The sequence below is a fragment of the Allobosea sp. TND4EK4 genome, from assembly GCF_900156025.1.
Taxonomy (GTDB): domain Bacteria; phylum Pseudomonadota; class Alphaproteobacteria; order Rhizobiales; family Beijerinckiaceae; genus Allobosea.
Window position 1 is genome coordinate 284780 of sequence record NZ_FTMO01000003.1, and the last position, 25053, is coordinate 309832.

A 25053-nucleotide genomic window follows, 5' to 3' on the forward strand; every position below is an offset into this window, starting at 1 on the left:
CGCTCCCGTTATGGCGCCGGGCGGGCCTTCGCGTCGAGCCGCGATCACAGGCGCAAGCCGGCGGCTGTGGATGGCTGCTGACGCGCTCAGACGTGGGGCGCGGAGAGAATGGCGGCCCAGAGCCAGATCATGCCGAGGAAGACCCCCAGCGATGCGATCTCGGCGACGCCGGCGGCGAGCTTGCGGGCAGCAGTCATGTGAACCTCCGTCGTTCTCGATAGGTTCAATTTAGTTCCTGTTTTGTTCTCGTCAATTGCCGCGACGGAAGCGAACCTGGAAGCCGCCGGAGAGAGTCAACGGGCCGTTAACGGACCGTCGTCCTGCGGGCCGCGTCCCGGCAAGCCGGCAGATGGTGCCGACAAGGCCGATGGAGAATTCGGAACCTTTGCTTCCACCCGACGCGAGGGCGGCCGCCACCGGAGCGGTCCCCGGCATGGACCTTCCGCGCCGCCACCAAGCGGCCGCATTCGCTGCCGAGATGGCGCCTAGCGCAGCGGCACCACCAGCCCGTCGCGGATCGTGACCTGTCGGTCCATCCGGTGGGCGAGGTCGAGATTATGCGTGGCGATCAGCGCCGCCAGCCCCGAGGCGCGGGCGAGCGCGATCAGCGTGCCGAAGACATGCTGCGCGGTCCCGGGGTCGAGATTGCCCGTTGGCTCGTCCGCAAGCAGGAGGCGCGGCCCGTTGGCGACCGCGCGGCCGATGGCGACGCGCTGCTGCTCGCCGCCGGACAATTCGCCCGGCAGATGGTCGAGCCGCTCGCCGAGGCCAAGGAAGGTCAGCAATTCGCTGGCACGCTCCTCCGCCACCGCCTTGCCCAGGCCGCGGATGCGCTGTGGCAGCACCACGTTCTCCAACGCCGTGAACTCCGGCAGTAGATGATGGAACTGGTAGACGAAGCCGATCTCGGTGCGGCGCAGGCGGGTGCGGCCCTTGTCGTCGAGCCTGGTGGTGGCGAGCCCGCCGACGAAGACCTCGCCGGCATCGGGCTTCTCCAGCAGGCCGGCGACATGGAGCAGCGTCGACTTGCCGGTGCCGCTTGGGGCCACCAGCGCCACCACCTCGCCCGGCCACAGCGCGAAATCGGCCTTGCGCAGCACCTCGAGCGGCGCGTCGGCCTGGGGATAGAAGCGCTCGACCTGCGAGAGGAAGAGCGCGGGCGTCTCCTGCGCGGCCATCAGCCCATCCTCAAGGCTTTGACCGGGTCGAGCCGCGCCGCCTTCCAGGCGGGGTACAGCGTCGCCAGCAGCGAGAGCACCAGTGCCATCGCCACGACGCTCACCACGTCGCGCCAGTCGATGACCGAGGGAATGTCGCTGAGGAAGCGCACCGTCGGATCCCAGAGATTGGCCCCCGTGATCCAGTTGAGCGCCGCCATGATCGACTTGATGTAGTGCGAGAAGGCGAGCCCCAGCGCGAAGCCGGCCAGCGTCCCGAAAACGCCGATCGCCGCCCCCGTGATCAGGAAGACGCGCAGGACGGAGCCGCTGGTCGCGCCCATGGTGCGCATGATGGCGATGTCCTCGGTCTTGTCCTTCACCAGCATGATCAGGCCCGAGACGATGTTCAGCGCCGCAACCAGCACGATCAGGGTCAGGATGATGAACATGACGTTGCGTTCGACTTCCAGCGCGTTGAAGAAACTGCGGTTGCGCTGGCGCCAGTCGGACAGCACGAGCGGCCGCGGGGCGTTGGCCTCGATCGCGTCGCGGACCGCCTGGGTCCTGTCGGGATTGTCGACGAAGATCTCGATGACGTTCACGTCGCCGTCGCGGTTGAAATAGGCCTGGGCCTCGTTCAGCGGCATGTAGACGAAGGTGCCGTCGAACTCCGTCATGCCGATCTGGAAGATCGCCTTCACCGGATAGGCCTTGATGCGGGGCGCGGTGCCGAAAGGCGTGGAGGCCCCCTGCGGCGTCACCAGCGTGATGCTGTCGCCGACCTGGACGCCGAGCGCATTCGCGAGGCGGATGCCGATCGCGACGCCGGGCGTCGTATCAAAGCCCTCCAGCGTGCCGGAAACGATGTTGCCGCCGATGAAGGGGATCGACTTGATATCCGCCTCGCGCACGCCGCGCACCAGCACGCCGCTGTTGCCGGTCTGCGAGGAGGCCAGCGCCTGCCCTTCGACCAGCGGAATGGCGAGCTTGATGCCCGGTATGGCGCGCAGCCTGGCGGCGACGGGATCGTAATCGTCGAGCGGCCGGTCGATCGGGGTCGCGAAGATATGGCCGTTGACGCCGACGATCTTGCTGAGCAGCTCGATGCGGAAGCCGTTCATCACCGACATGACGATGATCAGCGTCGCGACGCCCAGCATGATGCCGAGAAAGGAAAAGCCCGCGATGACCGAGACGAAGCCCTCTCGCCGGCGCGTCCGGAGATAGCGCCCGGCAAGCTGCCATTCGAAGCCGGCGAAAGCCTTCGTGCCGGTCGGGATGTCGGCGCTGTCCGCGACGTCGCTCACGCGGCCCGACCCTGGAAGCGGGTCAGCGCCTCGTCCAGCGTGACGGTCTCGCGCTCACCGCCGGCGCGGCGCTTGATCTCGACCTTGCCCTCAGCCAGGCCTTTGGGGCCGACGATGATCTGCCAGGGCACGCCGATCAGGTCGGCGGTGGCGAACTTGCCGCCGGGCCGCTCCTGCGTGTCGTCGTAGAGCGCGTCATAGCCCCTGGACAGCAGGTGCTTGTAGATGCGCTCGCTCGCCTCGTCGGTCGCGGCGTCGCCGACCTTGAGGTTGATGACCTCGACGTCGAAGGGCGCGATCTCGTCGGGCCAGACGATGCCGGCGTCGTCATGCCCGGCCTCGATCAACGCGGCGACGAGCCGGCTCGGCCCGATGCCGTAGGAGCCGCCATGCAACATGACCTGCTGGCCATCCGGCCCGGTGACGCTCGCCCCCATGGGCTCGGAATACTTGGTGCCGAAATAGAAGATGTGGCCGACCTCGATGCCGCGCGCCGAGACCTGCTTGTCCTCAGGGATCGCGTCGAAGGCAGGCTTGTCGTGCATCTCCTCGGTGGCGGCATAGAGGCTCGTCCACTTGTCGACGATGCCCTGCAGGCCCGGCACGCTGTCGAAATCGGTGTCGGCCGCCGGCGTGTCGAAGGTGAGGTAGTCGCTGTGGCAGAAGACCGCGCTCTCGCCGGTCGAGGCGAGGACGATGAATTCGTGGGAGAGGTCGCCGCCGATCGGGCCCGTATCGGCCTTCATCGGGATCGCCTTCAGACCGAGCCGCGCGAAGGTCCGCAGATAGGCGGTGAACATCCGGTTATAGGCGTGGCGCGCCGCGTCCTTGTCGAGGTCGAAGGAGTAGGCATCCTTCATCAGGAACTCGCGGCCGCGCATCACGCCGAAGCGCGGACGCACCTCGTCACGGAACTTCCACTGGATGTGGTAGAGGTTGAGCGGCAGGTCCTTGTATGACTTGACGTAGGAGCGGACGATGCCGGTGACCATCTCCTCATTGGTCGGGCCGTAGAGCATGTCCCGGTCGTGCCGGTCCTTGATGCGCAGCATCTCCTTGCCATAGGCCTCGTAGCGGCCGCTCTCGCGCCAGAGATCGGCCGACTGGATGGTCGGCATCAGGATCTCGACGGCACCGGAGCGGTTCTGCTCCTCGCGCACGACCTTGCAGATCTTGTCGAGCACGCGCAGGCCGAGCGGCAGCCAGGCATAGATGCCCGCCGATTCCTGGCGGATCATGCCGGCGCGCAGCATCAGGCGGTGCGAGACGATCTCCGCCTCCTTGGGCGTGTCGCGCAGAATGGGCAGGAAATAACGGGAAAGACGCATCGGGGAACCTGTCGGAGAGCGAACGCATCGGGACCGGACCCCGAGTCACTTCACGCCAGAGACACCATCGCTAAGGCGAAAATGCAAATGCAAATGCAGATGCATCAGCCCTTGGCGAACTTCCCGCGAAGGGCCTTCGCCACCACAGGGGGCACGAAGGGGGCGACGTCGCCGCCCATGCTCGCGATCTGGCGGACCAGGGTCGCGGTGATGTGGCGCACCCCGATGGAGGCCGGCAGGAAGACCGTCTGGATGGAGCCTTCCATGGTGCGGTTCATGCCGCAAAGCTGCATCTCGTAGTCGAGGTCGGACCCGTCGCGCAGGCCACGAATGAACAGCGTCGCGCCCGCGTCGCGCGCAGCCCAAACAGCGAGATTGTCGAAGGTGATCACCTCGACGGTCGCGTTCTCGGACGTCGCGAGCGGCGTCGCAACCTCGCGCAGCAGGCGGGCGCGCTCCTCGGCCGGGAAGATCGGCGTCTTGCCGGGATGGATTCCGATGGCGAGAACGAGATGGTCGCAAAGCCGGCAGGCACCGGCGATCACGTCAAGATGCCCGTTGGTGACGGGGTCGAACGATCCGGCATAGAAGGCGATGCGGCTCATGCCATCAGCGTTAGCGGCAGCCGCCGTCTCGTACAAGCTCCTGATGGATGAGCAGCCTGCCTCAGCTCAGCGGCACAATCGCGGCGATCGCAGCGGCACTGCCGACCACGATCGACAGGCAGATGATCACGGATGCCGCAAGGGAGACGCGGCGGGAGGAGATGTAAGGCTGACGCGTGTCCATGTAACGCCTCGGCGAATCGGTCTTTGCTTCGGTTCCCTTGGGTGACCCTGACGCTGGGCCAACGCACGGCGAGATCGTGACCAAAACGTGACAACCGCTTGCGGGTTCCGGTTTGGATTGCCTTTTGCCGCGGATCGCTCCACATCCGCGCCATGCTGACCCTGAACGACATTACCTATCGCCTCGGCGAGCGCCTGTTGCTGGACCATACCGGCGCCGCGATTCCCGATGGATCGCGCGTCGGCTTCGTCGGCCGCAACGGCACCGGCAAGACCACCCTGTTCAAGATCATCACCGGCGATCTCGGTACCGAGAGCGGCACTATCAGCCTGCCCCGGGGCCGGCGTATCGGCGGCGTGGCGCAAGAGGCGCCGGGCGGGCCTGAAACGCTGATCGAGGTCGTGCTGGCGGCCGATACCGAGCGCATGGCGCTGATGCAGGAAGCCGAGACCGCGACCGATCCGCACCGCATCGCCGAGATCGGCACGCGGCTGGCCGATATCGGGGCGCATTCGGCCCCGGCTCGTGCGGCAATGGTCCTGCACGGGCTGGGATTCGACGAGGCGGCGCAGCAGCGCCCCTGCTCCGATTTCTCCGGCGGTTGGCGCATGCGCGTCGCGCTTGCGGCCGTGCTGTTCTCCGAGCCGGACCTGCTGCTGCTCGACGAGCCGACCAACTATCTCGACCTCGAAGGCACGCTCTGGCTCTACGATTACCTGGAGCGCTATCCGCATACCGTGATCGTCATCAGCCACGATCGCGAGCTGCTCGACACCTCGGTCGACCACATCATGCATCTCGACCAGGGCAAGCTCACGCTTTATCGCGGCGGCTATTCCTCCTTCGAGAAGCAGCGCGCCGAAAAGCAGATGCAGCTCGCCCGCGCCAAGGAGAAGCAGGACGCCGAGCGCAAGCATCTCCAGTCCTTCGTCGACCGCTTCAAGGCCAAGGCCACCAAGGCACGGCAGGCCCAGTCGCGCGTGAAGCGGCTGGAGAAGATGCAGACCATCGCCGCGATCGTCGACCGCGACGTCCAGCCCTTCAGCTTTCCCGGTCCGGAGAAGCCGCTCTCCCCGCCGATGATCGTGCTGGAGGACGCTGCTGCCGGCTATGGCGAGCGCAAGGTGCTGTCGCGGCTCAATTTCAGCATCGCGCCGGACGACCGGATCGCCCTGCTCGGCTCCAACGGCAACGGCAAATCGACCTTCTGCAAGCTGATCGGCGGGCGCCTGCCACCCATGTCCGGCGAGATGAAGAAGTCGAGCAAGCTGGAGACCGCCTATTTCGCCCAGCACCAGCTCGACGAACTGCGGATCGAGGACACGCCGGTCGGGCATCTGCGCGATCTGATGCCGGACGCGCCCGAAGCGAAGGTGCGCTCCAAGGCGGCGCAGATCGGCTTTCCCGCGAACAAGGCGGATACACCGGTGAAGCTGCTCTCGGGCGGCGAGAAGGCGCGCCTGATGCTGGGGCTTGCGACCTTCCACGGGCCGCATCTGCTGATCCTCGACGAGCCGACCAACCATCTCGACATCGACAGCCGCACGGCTCTGGTCAATGCGATCAACGACTATCCCGGCGCGGTGATGCTGGTCAGCCACGACCGCTTCCTGATCGAGGCCTGCGCGGACCGGCTCTGGTTGGTCGGCGGCGGGACCGTCAAGACGTTCGATGGCGACATGGACGACTACCGGACCTATGTGCTGGGCGCCGCCAAGGCGGAGCGGCGCGGCAAGCCGGCGCCGGAGCCCGGCGCCGCCAAGCCGAAGGCCGAGGAGCGCAAGGATGCGGCCGGCAAGCGTGTCGCGCTGGGCCCGCTCAAGCAGAAGCTCAACCTGGCCGAGGCGCGGATGGCCAAGCTCCACGGGCTGATCGAGAAGATCGACGCCGCGCTGGCCAACGGCGCCTTCGCCCGCGAGCCCGACAAGGCGCTCCAGCTCTCGCGCCAGCGCGCCGAGGTGGAGGCGGCCCTTGCGTCGGCGGAGGAAGAGTGGCTGCTGCTGAGCGAGGAACTGGAAGGGGCCTGAGACCAGCCACCCGGCTCAGGTGACTTGGGTACGGATTTCGCTACAGTCCCGGCTTTCCAACGAGGACTGAATGCCATGGCCAAGGCCTATTGGGTCGGCGCGTACCGATCCGTCAGCAACCCCGATGCGCTTGCCGCCTATGCCAAGCTGGCCGGGCCGGCGATCACGGCCGGCGGCGGCCGGTTCCTCGCGCGTGGCGTTCCGTCCCAGATCTATGAGGCGGGGCTCGATCAGCGCACGGTTCTGATCGAGTTCGACTCGGTGGAGCACGCCAGGACCGTGCATGACAGCCCGGCCTATCAGGAAGCGCTGGCCGCGCTCGCCGGCGGAGCGGAGCGGGATATCCGCATCATCGAAGGCGTCTGAGCCGCCTCGGCTCTCTCTTCCGCCATCTTCGGAGCTGGAGCGGGAGGGTTTTCCCGAGAACCACGCCGTCATTCCGGACAGGCTGACACGCAGCCCTGATCCGGGATGACGTGTTTCCGCTTCGGGCGGCCCTGGTCCGGCTCACTGCCTCGGCACACAGACGCCGAGCCGCAGCATGCTGCCGGCGGGACAGGTCTGCTCGCCGTTCGAGGGCGCCATCGCCCGGATGGATTCGCAGCAGGCGCCCCTCAGGACGTAGCCGCTGGGGCAGATTCCCGGATTCTCGATCCTGTCCTTGCCGTCACGCGTCGGCCGACAGGAGCCGGCCGCAGACGCGGCGGTCGCGGTGACGAAAGCCGAAGCGGCCAGCATCGCCACCAAAGCGGCAGCTCTCACCATGGGTGAACATCTCCGGCCATCATGAGGGTGTCGAAGGGGTTTGCGCCAAGGGAGGCGGGACCGAGGGGGGCGCCGTCGAGGGACCTTGCCCCGAAACATCCGTACCGCCCGGCTTCACGATCCGGCCCAGCCGGTTATCGGTGAACAGATAGAGCTCACGGCCACCCGGCTCTGAATAGAGCACCTGCACCTCGCGCTGGCCCTTGCCGCTCTCGCCGACCAGCACGTCGGTCGGCGGCTTGCCCTTGATCTTGACGAGCTCGCATTCGGTGATGCCCGGCGCGATCTCCCTGGGCAGCGGCCGGGTCGAGGGGTCGAGCGAGGCCCCGACGCTGCAAGCGCCTTCCGGTGTCAGCACCGGCTCGCGGGTCGAGACGCCTGCGCTGACGCTGCGGGTCGTGGTGGTCGTCACCGCGCCCTTCTTCTCGGACTGGAAGGCGAAGCCGCCCATATCGACCGAGCAGCCGCCGAGCGCGACCGTGCAAACCAGCAGGACAGGCAATCTCACGCTTTTTTCTCCCAGCGGCCAGCCTCGTCCTGCTGCCAATAGCTGGCGGCATGGCCGGAGGCTCTCGCCTTCTTCCAATCCTCCCGCGCGGCGGACAGCGCCTCGGGGTCATCTCCGTCGAAGATCAGGACGACGCGCTCGTAGTCCTGCATTGCGTCGGGAATGCGAATGCCATCGGCGCAGACGCGGACCTCAGCGCCATTGGGATTATGCGGCTGCGTCGTCAGCACGATCGGGTTCTGCGCGGCGTCGGCCTCCCTGTCGGTCACATGCGGCAGGAAGCTCTCGTCCGAATAGCTCCAGAGATGATCGTCGAGCACGCTCAGCCGCTCCTGGCTGGCCACCTCGACCACGACCTTCTGCCCGCGCGACAGCGCCCGGTCGAGAATGGTCGGCAACACCTGCTCGAGCGGCCGCGACTGCAGATGGAAGAACAGGATCTCAGCCATCAGCGGCAGTCGGCAGACGGCAGACGGCAGACGGCAAGGGCCGCTGTGCCGAGACATGCGCGCCGTCATCCCTGACGAAACAAAGCGTAGATCCGGGATCCATCGAAGGGCCCCGGCGCTCTACGATGGATCCTGGGCCAACCCCGGCATGACGGCGACGTTTCGCCAGGAGAACGGCAACGCTCACATCACCCCTCGTAATGATCGCGCACCAGCCGGTCGAGGAGACGCACGCCCCAGCCAGGCCCCCAGGAGCGGTTGATCTCGCTGTCCTTGGCGCCCATGCCGGTGCCCGCGATATCGAGATGGGCCCAGGGCACATCGTTGACATGGCGCTGCAGGAACTGCGCGGCCGTGATCGAGCCGGCGTGCCGGCCGGCGGAGTTCTTCATGTCGGCGAACTTCGAATCGATCATCTTGTCGTAGGCCTTGCCCAGCGGCATGCGCCAGACGGTCTCGCCCGTCGCCGTTCCCGCCGCCGACAGGCGCTCGGCCAGTTCGTCACTGTTGGTGAAGAGGCCAGCATGCTCCTGGGCCAGCGCCACCAGGATGGCGCCGGTCAGCGTCGCCAGGTCGATCATGAAGCGCGGCTTGAAGCGCTCCTGCGTGTACCAGAGCACATCCGCCAGAACGAGACGGCCCTCGGCGTCGGTATTGATGATCTCGATGGTCTGGCCCGAAAGCGAGGCGACGATGTCGCCCGGCCGCTGGGCATTGCCGTCCGGCATGTTCTCGACCAGGCCGATGACGCCGATCGCGTTGACCTTCGCCTTGCGGCCGGCGAGCGCCTGCATGAGGCCGGTGACGCAGGCGGCGCCCGCCATGTCGCCCTTCATGTCCTCCATGCCGGCGCCCGGTTTCAGCGAGATGCCGCCGGTGTCGAACGTCACGCCCTTGCCGACGAAGGCCACCGGCTGGTCGTGCTTGCCGGCCCCGTTCCAGCGCATCACCGCAACGCGGCTTTCCCGGCGCGAGCCCTGCCCGACGCCGAGCAGCGCCCGCATGCCGATCTTCTTCAGGTCCTTCTCGTCGAGGATCTCCACCTCGACGCCGAGCTTCTCCAGCTTCCTGGCGCGATCGGCGAACTCCTCGGGGTAGAGGACGTTCGGCGGCTCGTTCACCAGTTCGCGCGCGAGCAGCACGCCACCGGCAAGCGCATCGGCCTGCTTCACCGCCTTCTTGACGGCGCCCGGATTCTCGACCCGGAGCGTCGCCTTCAGCGGCTCGGCCGTCTCTTTGTCCTTCGTCTTGGTCTTGTAGCGATCGAAGCGGTAGCTGCGCAGCGCCAGCCCGAGCGCGAGGTCGGCGGCCTGCGCCGGCTCGACCGGGCCCTCCGGCAGGGCGAGCACGATATCGGCGTGCCGCCCGCCCGTCAGCCGGCCCGCGACCGCGCCGCCGAGCTTCACGAAATCGAGCATCGCACGCTCGCCGGCCGGCCCGATACCGACGACGATCAGCCGCTCATAGCCCGCGCCCTCCGGCGAAGGCATCGCCAGCGCCGAGAACGCCTTGGCCTTGAACGACTCGGCTGCGGCGGCGCGCGCAACCAGGGCCACGGCGCCATCGCCCGCCAGGCTCTCCGCCACGCGCGCCAGCGACAGGCCTTCGGCGGCGAAGATCACGAGATCGCGCCCCTCCACGGCATCGACGGCTTCGACCTCGAGCTTCAGGCGCTGCGACATGATGGGCTCACATTCTCGCGAAATGGCTGCGGATACGACCGCCGGGGCATGCCGCGAACGATTCCCGTTTGCGCCATGATCCTGCCTATACCATAGGGTGAGTTCGACGAACCACCTCGGGAGCCTCGGTTCCTGCCCTTCCGGAAGCGACGCGTGCTGCTGAACCGCCTCGATCGATATATCCTCAAGATCGCGGCGGGTGCGGCGGTCGTGCTGCTGCTCGGGCTGACCGGCGTGATCTGGGTGACGCAGGCCTTGCGCGAGGTCGACCTCATTACCGGCAAGGGGCAGACCGTCCTGATCTTCCTGACGGTGACGCTGCTCTCGCTGCCGGCCCTGCTGGCGGGCATCGCGCCGGTCGCCCTGTTCATGTCGACGCTCTACACGCTGAACAAGCTCAACGGCGATTCCGAGCTGATCGTCATGAATGCGGCCGGCGTCCCGCCGCACCGGGTCACGCGGCCCTTCCTGACACTGTCGATAATCACGTCGCTGCTGGTCGCGTGGATGACGATCTCGGTCATGCCGGCGAGCTTTCGCACGCTGCGCGACCTGATCACGCTCATCCGCGCCGACTTCGTCGCCAATGTCGTCAAGGAAGGCCAGTTCGTCTCGCTCGATTCCGGGGTGACGTTCCATTATCGCGAGAAGGCCGGCGACGCGCTGGTCGGCATCTTCATGCAGGACCGACGCGACCCGACGCAGCCCTCGATCTATCTGGCCGAGCGTGGCCGCACGGTCGAGGCGGAAGGCCAGAGCTTCCTGATGCTGGAGAAGGGCACGATCCAGCGCGAGGCCAAGAACACCAACACGACCTCGATCATCTCCTTCGAGCGCTATGCGCTCAACCTGTCCGCCCTGACCGGCGACGCGAGCGGAGGCCCCGGCGAGGGCGACGGCGATAAGGTGATCTACAAGCCCCGCGAGCGCACGACCTTCGAACTGATCCGGCAAAACACGAACGAGCCCTACTACAAGATCCAGGAGGGGCGCTTCCGGGCAGAATTGCACAACCGGCTCTCGGCGCCGCTCTATCCCTTCGCTTTCATGCTCATCGCCTTCGCTGCGATCGGCGAGGCCCGCACGACCCGGCAAGGGCGCGCACTCGCGATCCAGTCCGCGATCCTGATCGTCGGCGCCGTGCGCATCGGCGCCTACGCCGCCTGGACGGCGAGCGTGCGCTCCCCCTTCGCGGCCGCCCTGCTCTACATCCTTCCGGTCGCCTCGATCCTGCTGTCGGTCGCCTTCATCTATCAGGGCGAGAAGCTGCGGCCGGTCCTCGCAAGCGCCATGGCGCCGCTCACCGATCCCGTATTTGCCCTCCTGGCTCGATTCCGGCGCGCCTGATGCTGCTCTTCACCACGCTCGGCCGCTATCTGACGCTGCGCTTCGCCCGCGCCATCATCAGCGTCTTCGGCACCTTCTTCTTCCTGATCGGCACGCTCGACTTCGTCGAGCTGATGCGGCGGGCCGGCGATTCACCCATCGCTACCACCCCGCGCATCATCACGCTGGCGCTCTACCGGGTGCCGAGCGTGGCCGAGCAGATCTTCCCCTTCGCCGCCCTGTTCGGCGGCATGTTCGCGCTGCTGACGCTCAGCCGGAAGCTGGAACTGGTGGTCGCCCGCTCGGTCGGCGTCTCGGCCTGGCAGTTCCTGCAGCCCGCGGCGGTGGTCGCGGCGGCGATCGGGCTGATCTCTGTCACCGTCTACAACCCCGTCGCGGCGGAGTTGAAGCGCAAGGCGACGGCCCTCGAGACCCGGCTCTTCGTCCGTGCCGGCAGCTCGACCGCGACGGCGATCCCCGAGATCTGGCTGCGCCAGCGCAGCGATGACGGCCAGGCGATCATCCGTGCGGCAGGCGCCCTACCGGATGAAGACGGCCTGTCGCAGGTGGCGATCTTCAACTTCAACCCGGACGGATCCTTCCGCGACCGAATCGATTCCAGGCAGGCCTTCCTCAAGCCGGGCCACTGGGAGCTGATCGATGCCCGGGTGATCTCCACGTCGCAGGAGCCTCGCAGCTTTCCGACCTTCAATCTGGCGACGAACCTGGAGCCCGAGCAGATGCGCCAGAGCTTCACGCCGCCGGAGGCCGTGGGCTTCTGGTCGATGCCGGCCGTGATCGAGCGGACACAGCGGGCAGGCCTCGACACCACGCGATATGAGCTGCGATATCAATCGCTTATGGCAAGACCCTTACTGCTGGTCGCCATGGTGCTGGTGGCCGCATCCGTTTCCTTAAGATTTTTCAGGTTTGGTGGCGTGACCAAACTGGTGATAGGTGGTGTCGCAGCAGGCTTCCTGCTGTATGTTGCGACACAGCTGTCGGAGGAACTCGGATCGTCGGGAATCGTCAATCCGGTCGTCGCGGCGTGGCTGCCTGCAGCATTGGGGACAATGCTCGGGGCGCTCGCTCTCCTTCATCAGGAAGACGGGTAAAACGTACTGTGCCTATGGTTAATTTTGGGTTGAGCAGATGGATCCAGGCGTGAAGGGAGTTGCGCGATTTGCTGCGGCGACCGCCCTCGCCTCGAGCCTGGCCTTGCTGCTGGCCGGCGCCGCTCTGGCGCAGGGCAAGCCGAGTCTCGGCGCGCCCGCGGCTGCGACGCCTGCCAATGCCAAGCCGCAGGACCGGATGGTCGTCGACGCCCAAGAACTCGTCTACGACAACGACAAGAAGACCGTCGCCGCCGTCGGCAATGTCCAGATTCTCTATCAGGGCCGCACGATCGAGGCCGACCGTGTCGTCTACGACCAGGCGAGCAAGCGGGTCATCGCCACCGGCAACGCCCGCATCACCGAATCCAACGGCACGGTCATCACCGGCGACCGATTCAACCTCACCGATGATTTCCGCGACGGTTTCATCGACTCGCTGCGGGTCGTGAACCCGGACAAGACGCGATTCACCGCGCCGCGCGCCGAGCGCACGGACGGCGAGACCTTCATCTTCGAGAAGGGCATCTATACGGCCTGCGAGCCCTGCAAGGACAATCCGGAGCGCCCGCCGCTCTGGCAGGTGCGCGCCGCGCGCATCATCCACAAGAAGTCCGAGCAGACGATCTATTACGAAGATGCGCGGCTCGAATTCGCCGGCATCCCGATGGCGTACATCCCTTATATGTCGGGGCCGGATTCGACGGTGAAGCGCAAGACGGGCTTCCTGGCGCCGCGTTTCGTCAACACCGGGCCGCTGGGGTATGGCATCGGCCTGCCCTACTTCATCAATCTGGCGCCGAACTACGACCTCACGCTGACGCCGACCTATCTCACCCGCCAGGGCCTGCTGGGCCAGGCGGAGTGGCGCCATCGCCTGCTGAACGGGTCCTACACGATCCGCGCTTCCGGCATCTTTCAGCAGGACAAGAGCGCGTTCCTGGTCAGCCCGCTCGGGGCCGGCGACAAGGACTTCCGCGGCTCGATCGAGACGAACGGCAAGTTCTACATCAATCCGAGCTGGAATTTCGGCTGGAACGCGTCGATGTCAACCGACCGGTGGTTCTACAAGAACTACCGCGTGCGCAACGAGACGATCAGTTCCACCACCTATCTGCAGGAAGCGATCTCGACGGCCTATCTCAACGGCCAGAGCTCGACTGCCTGGTTCGACATGCGCGGCTATTATTTCCAGCCGCTCAACGCACAGGACTGGCAGAAGCAGCAGCCCTTGGTGCTGCCGGTGATCGACTACGACAAGCGCGTCCACAAACCCTCATTCATGGGGCTGGGCGGCGAGTTCGAGTTCAACGTCAATGTAACGAATCTGTCGCGCGATACGGCCGCCTTCAGTGAGTTGCCGCAGCAGCGGACCATGCTGGTCAACGGGGTGACGAGTGCCGGAACCGGCTACGCGCTCTATGACGGCTGCGCGGTCTACCAGAAGAATACCTGCCTTGTCCGCGGGCTGGCCGGCAACATGTCGCGCGCCTCGGTGCAGGCCTCCTGGCGCCGCAACATCATCGACCCGCTCGGCCAGATCTGGACGCCTTACGCGTCGCTGAGGGCTGACGTCTTCTCGATCAATCCCGACGTCAACGGCGTGATCAATTCGCGCGTGGTGACGATCGCCGATCCGTCGAACGAGGTGTTCGGCCGGGCGATGCCTTCGATCGGCCTGATGTACCGCTATCCCTTCGTCGCCAAGACGGACTGGGGCACCCATATCATCGAGCCGGTGGCCCAGATCGTTGCGCGGCCGAACGAGACCAACAGCCTACGCGTCGCCAACGAGGATTCGCAGAGCCTCGTCTTCGATGCCAACAACCTGTTCGAATGGAACGGCAAGTTCTCCGGCTACGACCGGCTGGAAGGCGGCACGCGGGCCAATGTCGGCGCGCTCTATACCGGCCGCTTCGGCAAGGAGGCCTATGCCAATGTGCTGCTCGGCCAATCTTTCCAACTCGCGGGGCGCAACTCCTACGCCTCCGGCGACCTGCTGAATGTCGGCCTCAATTCCGGCCTCGACTCGCGCAGCTCCGACTATGTCGCACGGGCGCAGATCTCGCCGATGAAGGGCTTCTTCCTGTCCGGCGCGACCCGGCTCAACCAGAGCAATTTCGAGATGCAGCGGATCGATGCAGCCGCCGCCTATTCGAATGGCATCGTGTCGGGCTCGGTGGGCTATGCCCGCTATGAACCGCAGCCCGACCTCGGCATTCCGCGCCGCCGCGAGGGCCTGTCGCTCAACGGCTCGCTGACGGTTGCTCAGAACTGGCGCATCAGGGCCGGCGTCCTGTTCGATCTCGACAAGTATAAGTACGATCGCGAGCTCTGGCGGACGGCGTATGCCTCCGGCGTGATCGGAGCCTATCCGACATCCGGACCGTTCCAGACCGCCTCGACCTCGCTCGGGCTTAACTACACGGACGAATGCACGATCTTCGACGTCAGCTATTCACAGAGCTATGCGGACCGTTATTCGGGCTCCACGAAGGATACGCGCACAGTGATGTTCAAGCTGGAATTGCGCACGCTCGGCGAGCTCAGCTATTCGCAGAACCTCGGCGGCGCATCGTCGTCCAGCGACGGTGTCAGCAACTGAGGCTCCGGATCGTTCGATCCTGAAGCGGAAGATCGCGGAGGGCGCCGGTGTCCGCCATACCCCTTGCATCGATCACGGGCGGCCTTGCCGGGATCGGTTCCGGACTTGCGTTTCAAGCCTCGATCGAGCCGAGAGAGCATCAGCTCACCGCCCACATGGCAGAGATCCCGGTCAACGCACGATGAGCCAGATCGACACCCTGCCGCCTCTGCGCGAGGTGGTCGAGCGCCATGGGCTGATGGCGCAGAAATCGCTCGGCCAGAACTTCCTGTTCGACCTCAACCTGACGAGCCGCATCGCCCGTTCCTCGGGGCTGCGGGAGGGCGAGACGGTTGTCGAGATCGGCCCGGGCCCCGGCGGCCTGACGCGAGCGCTGCTCGCGGCCGGCGCCGGGAAGGTGATCGCGATCGAGCGCGACCGGCGCTGCATGCCGGCGCTGGCCGAGATCGCCGCGCATTATCCGGGTCGGCTGGAGGTCATAGACGGGGATGCGCTCGCGGTCGACCTGGCCCCCCGGCTCGACGGCGGCAAGGCCCGCATTATCGCCAACCTGCCTTATAACATCGGCACGCCGCTGCTGGTCGGCTGGCTGAGCCTGGAGCCCTGGCCGTCCTGGTGGCGCTCGCTGACGCTGATGTTCCAGCGCGAGGTCGCCGAGCGCATCGTCGCGACGCCCGAGGAGCGGGCCGACTACGGCCGGCTCGCCGTGCTCGCCAACTGGCGCTGCGAAACGCGGATTCTGTTCGACGTGCCGCGCAACGCCTTCGTGCCTCCGCCGAAGATCACCTCCTCGGTGGTGCAACTCGTGCCGCGCGAGAATCCCGAGCCCTGCGATCGGCGCCTGCTGGAGCGGGTGACGCTCGCCGCCTTCGGCCAGCGCCGCAAGATGCTCAGGCAGAGCCTGAAGGCGGTGACGCCGGAGCCCGGCGGGATCATCGCGGCGGCCGGTCTCGACGAGACCGCGCGGGCCGAGGAGGTGCCGGTCTCCGGCTTCGTCAGGCTTGCGAACGCGCTGGTGGCGGCGCCGCGCCCCTGACCCTCAGAGCTCCTCGCTCAGCAGCTGCTCGACGAAGGCTGCCATGCCGACCGCTCGGGTGCGCTTGTGCCGCTCGGCGGCCAGGATCGCCCGGACGGCCTCATAAGCCTTTTCGAGGTCGTCATTGACAATGACGTAGTCGTAGACGCTCCAGCGTGCGATCTCGTCGCGCGCATTGGCAAGGCGCTTCGCGATGACCTCCGGCGCATCCTCGGCCCTCCGGACGAGGCGGGAGCGCAACTCCGCCATCGAAGGCGGGAGGATGAAGATCGACACCACGTCCTCGCGGGCCTTCTCCAGGATCTGCTGGGTGCCCTGCCAGTCGATATCGAAGAGGACGTCGCGTCCGGCCTTCAGCGAAGCCTCGACCGGCCGGCGCGGCGTGCCATAGCCATTGCCGTGCACCTCCGCCCATTCGAGCAATTCGTCCCGCTGGCGCATCGCATCGAAGGTTTCCCGATCGATGAAATGGTAATGGACGCCATCGATCTCGGACGGCCGCTTCGGCCGGGTCGTCACCGAAATGGACAGGTCGAGATTGGTCTCCGTCGGCGATTTCGATAAGGTGCGCGTCAGCGTCGACTTGCCGGCGCCGGACGGCGACGACATGATCATGATCAGGCCACGGCGGGCCGGGCGGGCGGTCTCGGCCATGCGCGTCACTCCACGTTCTGCACTTGCTCGCGCATCTGGTCCACGACCGTGCGCAGCTCCAGCCCGATCCGCGACAGGCCAGGGTCGTTGGCCTTGGCGCAGAGCGTCGAGGCTTCGCGGCCGAACTCCTGCGACAGGAAATCGAGCTTGCGGCCGATCGGGCCGCCGGTGTCGAGCAATTCCCGCAGCGCCGTGACATGGGCGTGCAGCCGGTCGATCTCCTCGCGGATATCGGCGCGCACGGCGATCAATGCCGCCTCCTGGTGCAGGCGCTGCGGATCGAGCCCGCCCGACGCGCCGAGCAGCGCTTCGACCTGCGCGGCGATGCGGGCGCGGATCGCGTCGTTGCTGCGGGCGGGATGGGCCTCGGCCTCACCGGTCAGGCGGGCGATGGTGGCGAGATGGCCGCGGATGATTGTCTCCAGAGCGCGTCCCTCGCCGGCGCGCGCATCCTTCAGCGCGTCCGCGGCCGCTTCCAGCCCGGCCAGCGCCGGCTTCTCCAGCGCAGCCAGCGCATCCTGAGCCTCCTCGGCATAGTCGACCACGCCACGGATCCCCAGCAGCCCGTCATAGGTCGGGGGTGCGATGCCCGCCGCGCCCGGCAGCTTGCGGACCGCCTCGAGGAGCGCAACGAGGACCGCCTCGTTGATGCGCGGGCGCGGCGGGCCGGCATCGCTGGTGACAGCCAGGTTCACATGCAGGGTGCCGCGCGAGAAGGCGCCGGAGAGCCGCTTGCGCGCGGCCTCCGCCAGCAGCTCAAGGCCAGGCGGGACGCGGACGCGCAGATCGAGACCACGGCCGTTGACGCTGCGGATCTCCCAGGCCCAGCCATGGATGCCTGCGGTTCCCGCCGCGCGGGCAAAGCCCGTCATGCTCTCGATGGCCATGCGCCGTCACGCTCCCTTGCCGAATGCGGCGGGACCGTAGTGGTGCGTCCGGCGCGCTGCAAGCGCGCTGCGCCGGAAGATGGGGACGATGCTGCGTTCGCAGCCGCTCGCGTCAGGGCTTGAGCTGCGGAACCTGCTTGGGCGAGTTCAGGTCAAAGGTCTTGTTGAGCAGCGGGTCGCGCGCTGTCCCCTCCGAGGCGTCGAAGGCGCGGGCGCGGGTGCCCGCGACGCCGCCGGCAGGCTGCGCCACCGGCAGGCCCCACGCACCACCATCGGATGCAGGCTGGGTCGTCGCCGGCGCCTCGGTGCGGCTGTCCGGCGTCGCCGGCGGCTCGACCTTGTCGATGGCATCGGCAGGAGGCTTGCCGCCCTGCTGAGTGCGCGTGGCCTCGATCTGCCGCCAGCGGCCGACATTCCGGTTATGCTGGTCAAGCGTTTCGGCGAAGATGTGGCCACCGCTGCCGTCAGCGACGAAGTAGAGTTCCTTCGTGCGCGAGTGGTTCACCACCGCCTCCATCGCGGCACGGCCCGGATTGGCGATCGGCCCCGGCGGCAGGCCGGTGATGACATAGGTGTTGTAGGGCGTCGGCGCCGTGATCTCGCTGCGCTGGATCGGCCGGCCGAGCGTGCCCTTGCCGCCGACGATGCCGTAGACGATCGTCGGATCGGATTGCAGCTTCATCTTCTGGTTCAGCCGGTTGATGAAGACACCGGCCACGCGCGGACGCTCGTCGGCGCGGCCTGTCTCCTTCTCGACGATCGAGGCCAGAACCACCAGTTCCTGCGGCGTCTTGATCGGCAGGTCGGCGGGCCGGCGCTCCCAGATCCGGGCCAGGACCGTGCGCTGGTCGCGGGCCATGCGGTCGATGATCGCCTGGCGGGTGAAGCCGCGCGGAAAGCGATAGGTGTCGGGCAGGATCGAGCCTTCCTTCGGCACCTGGGCGATGTCGCCGCTCAGCAGCTCGTTGCTGCGCAGGCGCTCGACGATCTGCTCGCTGGTCAGCCCTTCGGGAACCGTCACCGAGTGCTCGACCACCTTGCCGCTCGAAATGATGCCGAGAATCTCCTGCGGGCTGACGCGCGCCTTGAACAGGTATTCGCCCGCCTGCAGCTTGTGCCAATCCCCGCCCATCACCGCCGCGACGCGGAAGCTCAGCGGGTGCTCGATGAGGCCCTCCCGCTGCAGCAGTTCGGCGATCTCGGTCAGCCCGCTTTCCCTCGGAATGATGAGGACACGGTCGCTGGCGAGCGGCCCCGGAGATTTGCTCTGATTCGAAACCAGCGCGATGCCGGCGCCGACCACGCCCGCGCCGACAAGCGCGACGGTGAACAAGCCGCTCAGCATCGACAGGAACGGGCTGCGCCGGCGGCGGCGCGCCTTGGGCGGCGGCGCAGGGGGCGCCACGGGCTTGAGAGCCTCGCTCGGACTTTTGGGGGCGACGCGGGGCGTATCGTTCACAATCGTGGCGCTCGCAGAACTCTGATCGGCATCATGGATCGCCCCTGCGCGCTCGCCGCGGGACGGGACAGGCAACGCCCATTAGAGCCGGTTTGCAGCCGGCTGTGAACGCAAAATCGCGAGCGGACCAAGCCAGCCGCCGATTCTAACCAGGATTATGGCAAAACGGCGCTGGCATGCGGCCCTGCGGCCGCCGCCTTCGGTCAGCCCTCGGCGTGGTAGCGACGCAAGACCAGCGACGCATTGGTGCCGCCGAAGCCGAACGAGTTCGACAGGGCATAGTCGATCTCGCGCTTGCGCGGCTTGTGCGGCACGAGGTCGATATCGGTCTCGACGGAAGGGTTGTCGAGGTTGATCGTCGGCGGCGCCACCTGGTCGCGAATGGCGAGCACGGTGAAGATCGCCTCGATCGCGCCCGCGGCCCCCAGCAGATGCCCCGTCGCCGACTTGGTCGAGGACATGGAGGGGCGCTTCGGCGCATTGGCGAGCAGACGCTCGACCGCACGCAGCTCGATCTCATCACCGAGCGGCGTCGAGGTGCCATGGGCATTGATGTAGTCGAGATCGCCCGCCGTCACGCCGGCGCGATCCAGCGCGGCCTGCATGCAGCGATAGGCGCCGTCGCCATCCTCGGAAGGCGAGGTGATGTGATAGGCGTCGCCCGACATGCCGTAGCCGACGACCTCCGCATAAATGCGCGCGCCGCGGGCGAGAGCGTGCTCAAGCTCTTCCAGCACGACGACGCCGGCGCCCTCACCCATGACGAAGCCGTCGCGGTCCTTGTCATAGGGGCGCGAGGCCTTTTCGGGGGCGTCGTTGAAGCCGGTCGAGAGCGCGCGGCAGGCGCAGAAGCCTGCGATACCGATGCGGTTGATCGCCGATTCGGTGCCGCCCGCGACCATGACCTCGGCATCGCCGAGCGCGATCATGCGCGAGGCGTCGCCGATGGCGTGCGCGCCGGTCGAGCAGGCGGTGACGACCGCATGGTTGGGGCCCTTCAGCCCATGCTCGATCGAGACATAGCCCGCCGCCAGATTGCTCAGGCGGCCGGGGATGAAGAAGGGAGAGAGGCGGCGCGGGCCGCGCTCCTTGAGCAGGAGCGAGGCCTCGTAGATTCCGCCGAGACCGCCGATGCCGGAGCCGATGGCGACGCCGGTGCGGATCTGGTCTTCATGGCTTTCGGGCTTCCAGTCGGCATCCCTCAGCGCCTGCGTGGCCGCGGCCATCGCGAAGACGATGAAGTCGTCGACCTTGCGCTGCTCCTTAGGCTCCATCCACTGGTCGGGATCGAACGTCCCGTCGCTGCCGTCACCCCGCGGGATGTTGCAGGCGATCTGCGCCGGCAGGTCGCTGGCGTCGAAGCTCGTGATGGGGCCGGCGCCGCTGGCGCCGGCAAGGAGTCGGGACCAAGTCGGCTCGACGCCGCAACCGAGCGGCGTCACCATGCCGAGCCCGGTCACGACGACACGCCGCATCTGGATACTGCGAGAAGCCATGATGTCGTCTGCTGAAAGAGCCCGGGGGCCCTTAGGCGGTCTTCGACGAGAGGAACTTGACCGCGTCGCCAACCGTCACGATGGTTTCGGCCGCATCGTCCGGGATCTCGACACCGAACTCCTCCTCGAACGCCATCACGAGCTCGACGGTGTCGAGGCTGTCGGCGCCCAGGTCTTCGATGAAGTTCGCGCTGTCGATGACCTTCTCGGGCTCGACGCCGAGGTGCTCGACCACGATCTTCTTCACGCGCTCGGCGACATCGCTCATGAGTCTCTTCCTTAGAAACTGAAAACGCATCGCTTAGCGGCGACGCGCCTATTGGCTTTGGTTCCTGCCGATCGCGTCATCGGGCTGATGCGCGATCGCGGACCGTGAGAAGCCTGCACAAACGCAACAACCGGGTTCCCGTCAAGTCCCCGGTGGCCGGAAAGGCAGCGCGACGGCTCTCGTTAGCACACCCGATCCACAGAGGCGAGAGCACCCACAATCTCAGGCATCGCCTTAATACAAAGGCGCAACATCCTCAGATACGAGCCATTCCGCCGTTGACGTGAAGGGTCTGTCCCGTGACGTAGCCAGCTTCCTCGCTGGCGAGGAAGGCGACGGCGGCCGCAATGTCCTTGCCCGCACCGAGCCGGCCCATCGGGACGTCCGCCAGGATCGCCTCGCGCTGCTTTTCGTTCAGCACCTCTGTCATCGGAGACTCGATGAAGCCCGGCGCGACGACGTTGACCGTGATGTTGCGACTCGCGACCTCGGCCGCCAGGGCCTTCGACATGCCGATCAGGCCGGCCTTGGCGGCAGCATAATTGCCCTGCCCGGGGTTGCCCGTCGTCCCGACGACGGAACCGATGGAGACGATTCGCCCGTAGCGCTTGCGCATCATCGACTTCACCGCCGCGCGGGTCAGGCGGAAGGCCGCGGTGAGGTTGACGGCGAGGACGCTGTCCCAGTCCTCGTCCTTCAGCCGCATGAAGAGGTTGTCGCGGGTGATGCCGGCGTTGTTGACCAGAATGTCGAGGCCGCCGAGCTTCTCTTCGGCGGCCGGCACCAGCGCCTCGACCGACTCCTTGTCGGAGAGGTTGCAAGGCACGACGAACACGCGCTCGCCGAGCTCGCTCGCCAGCGCCTCCAGAGCCTCGGTGCGGGTGCCGGAGATCGCGACGCTGGCGCCCTGGGCGTGCAGGGTCCGGGCGATGGCGCCACCAAGGCCGCCGGTCGCGCCGGTGACCAGGGCCTTGCGGCCGGTCAGATCAAACATGTTCGCTCCCTTTGCTCGGCGTTCTGCCGTCTGTTTTCTCGCCCGTCCGGGCGGGCCGTCTCAGGCGCGGGCCTTCCAGGCGGCGATGTCGTCCGCCGTGCCGATCGAGGCTTGCGTCGTGCCCGCCGCGATGCGCTTGACGAGGCCGGCGAGCACCTTGCCGCTGCCGAGCTCGACGAAGTCGGTCACGCCAGCCGCCGCCATCGCCTGAACGCATTCGCGCCAGCGCACCGTACCGGTGACCTGCGCTACCAATGAGGCACGAATCGCATCGGGATCGGAGAGCGGGGCGGCGCCGACATTGGCCATCACCGGCACGACAGGCGCCCGCATCGTCACCTGCGACAGGGCATCCCGCATCGCCTCGGCTGCCGGCTGCATCAGCGCACAATGGAAGGGGGCGGAGACCGGCAGGAGCATGGCGCGCTTGACGCCGCGCTCGCCGGCCAGCGCAATCGCCCGGTCGATCGCGGCCTTGGCACCGGACAGCACGACCTGACCGCCGCCATTGTCGTTTGCGGCCTCGCAGACCTCGCCTTCGGCGGCCGCAGAGGCGATCTCGCGGGCGAGATCGAGTTCGGCGCCGAGCAGGGCGGCCATCGCGCCCTGCCCTGCGGGCACCGCCTTCTGCATGGCGTCGCCGCGGATTCGCAGCAGGCGGGCCGTGTCGCCGATCGAGAAGGTGCCGGCTGCGGCCAGCGCGGAATATTCGCCGAGCGAGTGGCCGGCGACGAAGGCCGCGTCGCGCTTCAGGTCCAGCCCCGCCTCGCTTTCGAGCACGCGGACGACCGCGAGGCTCACGGCCATCAGGGCCGGCTGGGCGTTCGCGGTCAGCGTCAGTTCCTCGGCCGGGCCTTCCCACATCAGCTGCGAGAGCTTCTGCGAGAGCGCCGCATCCACCTCGTCGAAGACCGAGCGCGCGACCGGGAAGGCTTCGGCGAGGCTCTTGCCCATGCCGACGGCCTGCGATCCCTGGCCCGGAAAGAGAAAGGCTTTGCTCATCGCGCTGGCGTCCCGCTGATCATGCGTGGTAAAATATGACGCGGCTGTCACAACGCTTTCGCCTTCAAGTCAAGCATAATGGCGCGATTTTCCGCCTGTGCGGCCGCCATGGACAGATTTCGATTGCCATGCGGCGCATCGCCCTGTATCGACCGCCTCCTGCTTGTTCGGCCGGAGGCTGAACGGATGGCGCGTGGTCGCAGGGCTACGCGCAGGCTCCTGATCGAGCCGGCATCCCGTGTCTCCGCCTTCGATGAAATCCTGTCGGGCCTGTTCCAGGGCTCGGAGGGCTCCGCGCCGGGCGAAGCAGGGTGAAACAGAAAGGCCAACTCTCTATGGCATTGTACGAGCATGTGCTGCTCGCGCGGCAGGATGTCAGCGCGCAGCAGGTCGAAGCCCTCGTCGAGCAGTTCAAGGGCGTGATCGAAGCGAATGGCGGCGCCATCCGCAAAGTCGAGTATTGGGGCGTCAAGTCCCTCGGCTACCGCATCAAGAAGAACCGCAAGGCGCACTACACGCTGCTGAACATCGAGGCTCCCTCCGCCGCCGTGCTGGAGATGGAGCGCCAGATGCGCATCAACGAGGACATCCTGCGCTTCATGACCATCAAGGTCGACGAGCTCGAGGAAGGTCAGTCGGCCATGCTGCAGAAGCGTGACCGCGACGACCGCCCGGAGCGTGGCGGCGACCGGTTCGATCGCGGCCCGCGCCGTGACCGCCCGCGTCGTGAAGACGAAGCGACCGAAACCGTCGAAGCGGAGGCCTGAGAATGTCGACTGCATCCGCTGGCGCCCGTCGCCCCTTCTTCCGCCGCCGCAAGTCCTGCCCCTTCTCGGGCGAAGGCGCCCCGAAGATCGACTACAAGGACGTGCGTCTGCTCTCGCGCTACATCTCTGAGCGCGGCAAGATTGTCCCGTCCCGCATCACGGCGGTTTCTGCCAAGAAGCAGCGCGAGCTCGCCCAGGCGATCAAGCGCGCCCGCTTCCTCGGCCTGCTGCCTTACGTCATCCGCTGAGCGGATGGATGTCTTCCGGAGGTGCCTCGGCACCTCCGGCTTTGGTCTAGAACCCACCAGTCGCCCGGCGGTGAGACTCCACCGGGTTCGTTGAGGCGGATGCCTCTCACCCTGCCGCGCCGACGGCATCGGGCCGAAAAGTGGAAGCCACTTTTCGGAGAGCCTGATGCCCGAACAATGGCGTCGAGCAGCGGGACAGCAGGACGGATTTGATGATTCCGGTCGTCGGCATCGGCGCGGGCCTCGTGGCGGCCCTGCTCTTCTCAGTGGTGATCACCGGATCGCCGCTGTCGGCGCTGCTGTACTCCGCCTCCCCCCTTCCGATCTTCATCGCAGCCCTCGGCTGGAACCACCGCGCGGGCCTGTTCGCCACCGCGACCGGTGCGCTCGCCGTCGCCGTCGCCCTGACGCCGACCGGGGGGATCGCCTTCGCCCTCATCATCGGGCTGCCGGCGTGGTGGATCGCCTATCTCGCGCTGCTGGCCCGGGCAGATGGACAGGGCCCTCTGGAATGGTATCCGCTCGGCAAGCTGATGCTGTGGATCGCGGCCACCGCTGCGCTCGCCACGGTCGGCAGCGCGCTGGTGATGACCACCGATTACGAGCTCTATCGTTCTGCCATCGCCCGGATGATCGAGGGCATCCTCAACGAGATGGTGCGCAGCCGCATGATCTCGCTGCCCGCGGACATGCCGGTCAAGGAGCTGGCGGACGGGCTTTCCCCGGTCGTGCCGCTCGGCATCGGCGCCTCCTTCGTGACGACGATCACGCTGAACCTCTGGCTCTCGGCCAAGGCGGTGACGATCTCCGGTCGCCTGCCGCGGCCCTGGCCGTTCATTCCATCGACGACGCTGCCGCGCCTTGCGCTGCTGCTCCTGCTCGGCGCCGCCGTGCTGGCCTCGCTCGGCAACTATCTCGGCGTCGCGGCGATGGCCTTCAGCGGCGCGCTGCTCGCCGCCTTCATGTTCAGCGGCCTTTGCCTGCTGCACGACCTCTCGCGCGGCCGCTCCTGGCGGCTGCCGATGCTGATCTCGGTCTATGTCGCGCTCGTCGTGATGCAGGCCGTGCTGACGCCCCTGCTCGCGCTCATCGGGCTGGCCGACACGCTGTTCGGCCTGCGCAAGCGCGCGCTGCCCCCTCCGCCTGCCCAACCCTGAATTCATCCGACCATCAAGGAGAAGACA

25 protein-coding genes are annotated in these 25053 nt (G+C 67.0%); 9 read left to right on the top strand and 16 right to left on the bottom strand.

Features of this window, described 5'->3' with window-relative positions; genetic code table 11:
* Nucleotides 1–485: 485 nt before the first annotated feature.
* The 5 genes from BW981_RS08815 to BW981_RS23625 all read right to left on the bottom strand — a co-directional run bounded on the left by BW981_RS08815 (nt 486) and on the right by BW981_RS23625 (nt 4584).
* Nucleotides 486–1178, bottom strand: a complete 693-nt coding sequence (locus BW981_RS08815) for an ABC transporter ATP-binding protein (RefSeq protein ID WP_076438219.1) — start codon at nt 1176–1178, stop codon at nt 486–488.
* Complete coding sequence (locus BW981_RS08820; RefSeq protein WP_076438222.1) at nt 1178–2467, bottom strand: lipoprotein-releasing ABC transporter permease subunit; 1290 nt, start codon at nt 2465–2467, stop codon at nt 1178–1180. The genes BW981_RS08815 and BW981_RS08820 overlap by 1 nt, the downstream gene beginning before the upstream one ends.
* Nucleotides 2464–3795, bottom strand: coding sequence for a proline--tRNA ligase (proS, locus tag BW981_RS08825; protein ID WP_076438225.1), 1332 nt, complete (start codon nt 3793–3795; stop codon nt 2464–2466). The genes BW981_RS08820 and proS overlap by 4 nt, the downstream gene beginning before the upstream one ends.
* A 104-nt stretch (nt 3796–3899) precedes the next feature.
* Nucleotides 3900–4400, bottom strand: a complete 501-nt coding sequence (gene coaD, locus BW981_RS08830; protein WP_076438227.1) for a pantetheine-phosphate adenylyltransferase — start codon at nt 4398–4400, stop codon at nt 3900–3902.
* A gap of 61 nt (nt 4401–4461) precedes the next feature.
* On the bottom strand, nt 4462–4584 hold the full coding sequence (locus BW981_RS23625; protein WP_280174196.1) for a hypothetical protein: 123 nt from the start codon (nt 4582–4584) through the stop codon (nt 4462–4464).
* 152 nt (nt 4585–4736) lie between these two features.
* Between BW981_RS23625 and BW981_RS08835 the strand changes: the two genes are divergently transcribed.
* Nucleotides 4737–6611 (top strand): ABC-F family ATP-binding cassette domain-containing protein, encoded by a 1875-nt coding sequence (locus BW981_RS08835; protein ID WP_076438229.1) that lies wholly within the window; start codon nt 4737–4739, stop codon nt 6609–6611.
* 75 nt (nt 6612–6686) lie between these two features.
* Complete coding sequence (locus BW981_RS08840) at nt 6687–6977, top strand: DUF1330 domain-containing protein (protein ID WP_076438231.1); 291 nt, start codon at nt 6687–6689, stop codon at nt 6975–6977.
* A 141-nt stretch (nt 6978–7118) separates the two neighbouring features.
* Here the strand turns inward: BW981_RS08840 and BW981_RS08845 are convergent, their stop codons facing one another.
* The 4 genes from BW981_RS08845 to BW981_RS08860 form a co-directional block, all read right to left on the bottom strand.
* Nucleotides 7119–7376: a hypothetical protein gene (locus BW981_RS08845; protein WP_139333690.1), complete on the bottom strand. Its 258-nt coding sequence runs from the start codon at nt 7374–7376 to the stop codon at nt 7119–7121.
* A 19-nt stretch (nt 7377–7395) separates the two neighbouring features.
* On the bottom strand, nt 7396–7884 hold the full coding sequence (locus tag BW981_RS22285; protein ID WP_139333691.1) for a hypothetical protein: 489 nt from the start codon (nt 7882–7884) through the stop codon (nt 7396–7398).
* Nucleotides 7881–8333: a DNA polymerase III subunit chi gene (locus tag BW981_RS08855; protein ID WP_076438235.1), complete on the bottom strand. Its 453-nt coding sequence runs from the start codon at nt 8331–8333 to the stop codon at nt 7881–7883. Before BW981_RS08855 ends, BW981_RS22285 begins: the two co-directional genes overlap by 4 nt.
* A 188-nt stretch (nt 8334–8521) precedes the next feature.
* Complete coding sequence (locus tag BW981_RS08860) at nt 8522–10015, bottom strand: leucyl aminopeptidase (protein ID WP_076438237.1); 1494 nt, start codon at nt 10013–10015, stop codon at nt 8522–8524.
* Nucleotides 10016–10168: 153 nt separating this feature from the next.
* On the opposite strand from BW981_RS08860, the gene lptF reads away from it, so the two are divergent.
* The 4 genes from lptF to rsmA all read left to right on the top strand — a co-directional run bounded on the left by lptF (nt 10169) and on the right by rsmA (nt 16094).
* Nucleotides 10169–11362 (top strand): LPS export ABC transporter permease LptF, encoded by a 1194-nt coding sequence (gene lptF / locus BW981_RS08865; RefSeq protein WP_244560271.1) that lies wholly within the window; start codon nt 10169–10171, stop codon nt 11360–11362.
* Nucleotides 11362–12456, top strand: coding sequence for an LPS export ABC transporter permease LptG (gene lptG / locus BW981_RS08870; RefSeq protein ID WP_076438239.1), 1095 nt, complete (start codon nt 11362–11364; stop codon nt 12454–12456). The genes lptF and lptG overlap by 1 nt, the downstream gene beginning before the upstream one ends.
* Nucleotides 12457–12505: 49 nt before the next feature.
* On the top strand, nt 12506–15058 hold the full coding sequence (locus BW981_RS08875) for an LPS-assembly protein LptD (RefSeq protein ID WP_244560272.1): 2553 nt from the start codon (nt 12506–12508) through the stop codon (nt 15056–15058).
* Nucleotides 15059–15239: 181 nt separating this feature from the next.
* Nucleotides 15240–16094: a 16S rRNA (adenine(1518)-N(6)/adenine(1519)-N(6))-dimethyltransferase RsmA gene (rsmA, locus tag BW981_RS08880; protein WP_076438243.1), complete on the top strand. Its 855-nt coding sequence runs from the start codon at nt 15240–15242 to the stop codon at nt 16092–16094.
* Between the two features lie 3 nt (nt 16095–16097).
* Here the strand turns inward: rsmA and gmk are convergent, their stop codons facing one another.
* From gmk to fabD, 7 genes are all read right to left on the bottom strand, one after another.
* Entirely contained in the window at nt 16098–16748 is a 651-nt protein-coding gene (gmk, locus tag BW981_RS08885) for a guanylate kinase (protein ID WP_175624083.1), read from the bottom strand.
* A 5-nt stretch (nt 16749–16753) separates the two neighbouring features.
* Nucleotides 16754–17635 carry a YicC/YloC family endoribonuclease gene (locus BW981_RS08890; RefSeq protein ID WP_076438246.1) on the bottom strand — a complete coding sequence of 294 codons (882 nt, stop codon included), beginning with the start codon at nt 17633–17635 and terminating at the stop codon, nt 16754–16756.
* 112 nt (nt 17636–17747) lie between these two features.
* On the bottom strand, nt 17748–19094 hold the full coding sequence (mltG, locus tag BW981_RS08895) for an endolytic transglycosylase MltG (protein ID WP_244560273.1): 1347 nt from the start codon (nt 19092–19094) through the stop codon (nt 17748–17750).
* Between the two features lie 203 nt (nt 19095–19297).
* On the bottom strand, nt 19298–20569 hold the full coding sequence (gene fabF, locus BW981_RS08900; protein ID WP_076438248.1) for a beta-ketoacyl-ACP synthase II: 1272 nt from the start codon (nt 20567–20569) through the stop codon (nt 19298–19300).
* Nucleotides 20570–20621: 52 nt separating this feature from the next.
* On the bottom strand, nt 20622–20858 hold the full coding sequence (locus tag BW981_RS08905; RefSeq protein ID WP_076438249.1) for an acyl carrier protein: 237 nt from the start codon (nt 20856–20858) through the stop codon (nt 20622–20624).
* A 256-nt stretch (nt 20859–21114) separates the two neighbouring features.
* Nucleotides 21115–21852, bottom strand: coding sequence for a 3-oxoacyl-[acyl-carrier-protein] reductase (gene fabG / locus BW981_RS08910; protein WP_076438251.1), 738 nt, complete (start codon nt 21850–21852; stop codon nt 21115–21117).
* A gap of 60 nt (nt 21853–21912) precedes the next feature.
* Nucleotides 21913–22854 carry an ACP S-malonyltransferase gene (gene fabD / locus BW981_RS08915; RefSeq protein WP_076438252.1) on the bottom strand — a complete coding sequence of 314 codons (942 nt, stop codon included), beginning with the start codon at nt 22852–22854 and terminating at the stop codon, nt 21913–21915.
* Between the two features lie 335 nt (nt 22855–23189).
* Here fabD and rpsF point away from each other — a divergent pair, with 335 nt between their 5' ends.
* The 3 genes from rpsF to BW981_RS08930 all read left to right on the top strand — a co-directional run bounded on the left by rpsF (nt 23190) and on the right by BW981_RS08930 (nt 25026).
* Entirely contained in the window at nt 23190–23621 is a 432-nt protein-coding gene (gene rpsF / locus BW981_RS08920) for a 30S ribosomal protein S6 (RefSeq protein ID WP_076438254.1), read from the top strand.
* Nucleotides 23622–23623: 2 nt separating this feature from the next.
* Complete coding sequence (rpsR, locus tag BW981_RS08925; protein WP_038367644.1) at nt 23624–23869, top strand: 30S ribosomal protein S18; 246 nt, start codon at nt 23624–23626, stop codon at nt 23867–23869.
* A gap of 212 nt (nt 23870–24081) precedes the next feature.
* On the top strand, nt 24082–25026 hold the full coding sequence (locus tag BW981_RS08930; protein ID WP_076438256.1) for a hypothetical protein: 945 nt from the start codon (nt 24082–24084) through the stop codon (nt 25024–25026).
* The last annotated feature ends 27 nt before the right edge of the window (nt 25027–25053 follow it).

Excerpts from the sequence above, each read along its gene's own strand:
- BW981_RS08815 (WP_076438219.1), bottom strand. The coding sequence starts at position 1,178 with ATGGCCGCGCAGGAGACGCCCGCGCTCTTCCTCTCGCAGGTCGAGCGC.
- proS (WP_076438225.1), bottom strand. The coding sequence starts at position 3,795 with ATGCGTCTTTCCCGTTATTTCCTGCCCATTCTGCGCGACACGCCCAAG.
- coaD (WP_076438227.1), bottom strand. The coding sequence starts at position 4,400 with ATGAGCCGCATCGCCTTCTATGCCGGATCGTTCGACCCCGTCACCAAC.
- BW981_RS23625 (WP_280174196.1), bottom strand. The coding sequence starts at position 4,584 with ATGGACACGCGTCAGCCTTACATCTCCTCCCGCCGCGTCTCCCTTGCG.
- BW981_RS08835 (WP_076438229.1), top strand. The coding sequence starts at position 4,737 with ATGCTGACCCTGAACGACATTACCTATCGCCTCGGCGAGCGCCTGTTG.
- BW981_RS08840 (WP_076438231.1), top strand. The coding sequence starts at position 6,687 with ATGGCCAAGGCCTATTGGGTCGGCGCGTACCGATCCGTCAGCAACCCC.
- BW981_RS08845 (WP_139333690.1), bottom strand. The coding sequence starts at position 7,376 with ATGGTGAGAGCTGCCGCTTTGGTGGCGATGCTGGCCGCTTCGGCTTTC.
- BW981_RS08855 (WP_076438235.1), bottom strand. The coding sequence starts at position 8,333 with ATGGCTGAGATCCTGTTCTTCCATCTGCAGTCGCGGCCGCTCGAGCAG.
- BW981_RS08860 (WP_076438237.1), bottom strand. The coding sequence starts at position 10,015 with ATGTCGCAGCGCCTGAAGCTCGAGGTCGAAGCCGTCGATGCCGTGGAG.
- lptG (WP_076438239.1), top strand. The coding sequence starts at position 11,362 with ATGCTGCTCTTCACCACGCTCGGCCGCTATCTGACGCTGCGCTTCGCC.
- rsmA (WP_076438243.1), top strand. The coding sequence starts at position 15,240 with ATGAGCCAGATCGACACCCTGCCGCCTCTGCGCGAGGTGGTCGAGCGC.
- gmk (WP_175624083.1), bottom strand. The coding sequence starts at position 16,748 with ATGGCCGAGACCGCCCGCCCGGCCCGCCGTGGCCTGATCATGATCATG.
- BW981_RS08890 (WP_076438246.1), bottom strand. The coding sequence starts at position 17,635 with ATGGCCATCGAGAGCATGACGGGCTTTGCCCGCGCGGCGGGAACCGCA.
- fabF (WP_076438248.1), bottom strand. The coding sequence starts at position 20,569 with ATGCGGCGTGTCGTCGTGACCGGGCTCGGCATGGTGACGCCGCTCGGT.
- BW981_RS08905 (WP_076438249.1), bottom strand. The coding sequence starts at position 20,858 with ATGAGCGATGTCGCCGAGCGCGTGAAGAAGATCGTGGTCGAGCACCTC.
- fabG (WP_076438251.1), bottom strand. The coding sequence starts at position 21,852 with ATGTTTGATCTGACCGGCCGCAAGGCCCTGGTCACCGGCGCGACCGGC.
- fabD (WP_076438252.1), bottom strand. The coding sequence starts at position 22,854 with ATGAGCAAAGCCTTTCTCTTTCCGGGCCAGGGATCGCAGGCCGTCGGC.
- rpsF (WP_076438254.1), top strand. The coding sequence starts at position 23,190 with ATGGCATTGTACGAGCATGTGCTGCTCGCGCGGCAGGATGTCAGCGCG.
- rpsR (WP_038367644.1), top strand. The coding sequence starts at position 23,624 with ATGTCGACTGCATCCGCTGGCGCCCGTCGCCCCTTCTTCCGCCGCCGC.
- BW981_RS08930 (WP_076438256.1), top strand. The coding sequence starts at position 24,082 with ATGATTCCGGTCGTCGGCATCGGCGCGGGCCTCGTGGCGGCCCTGCTC.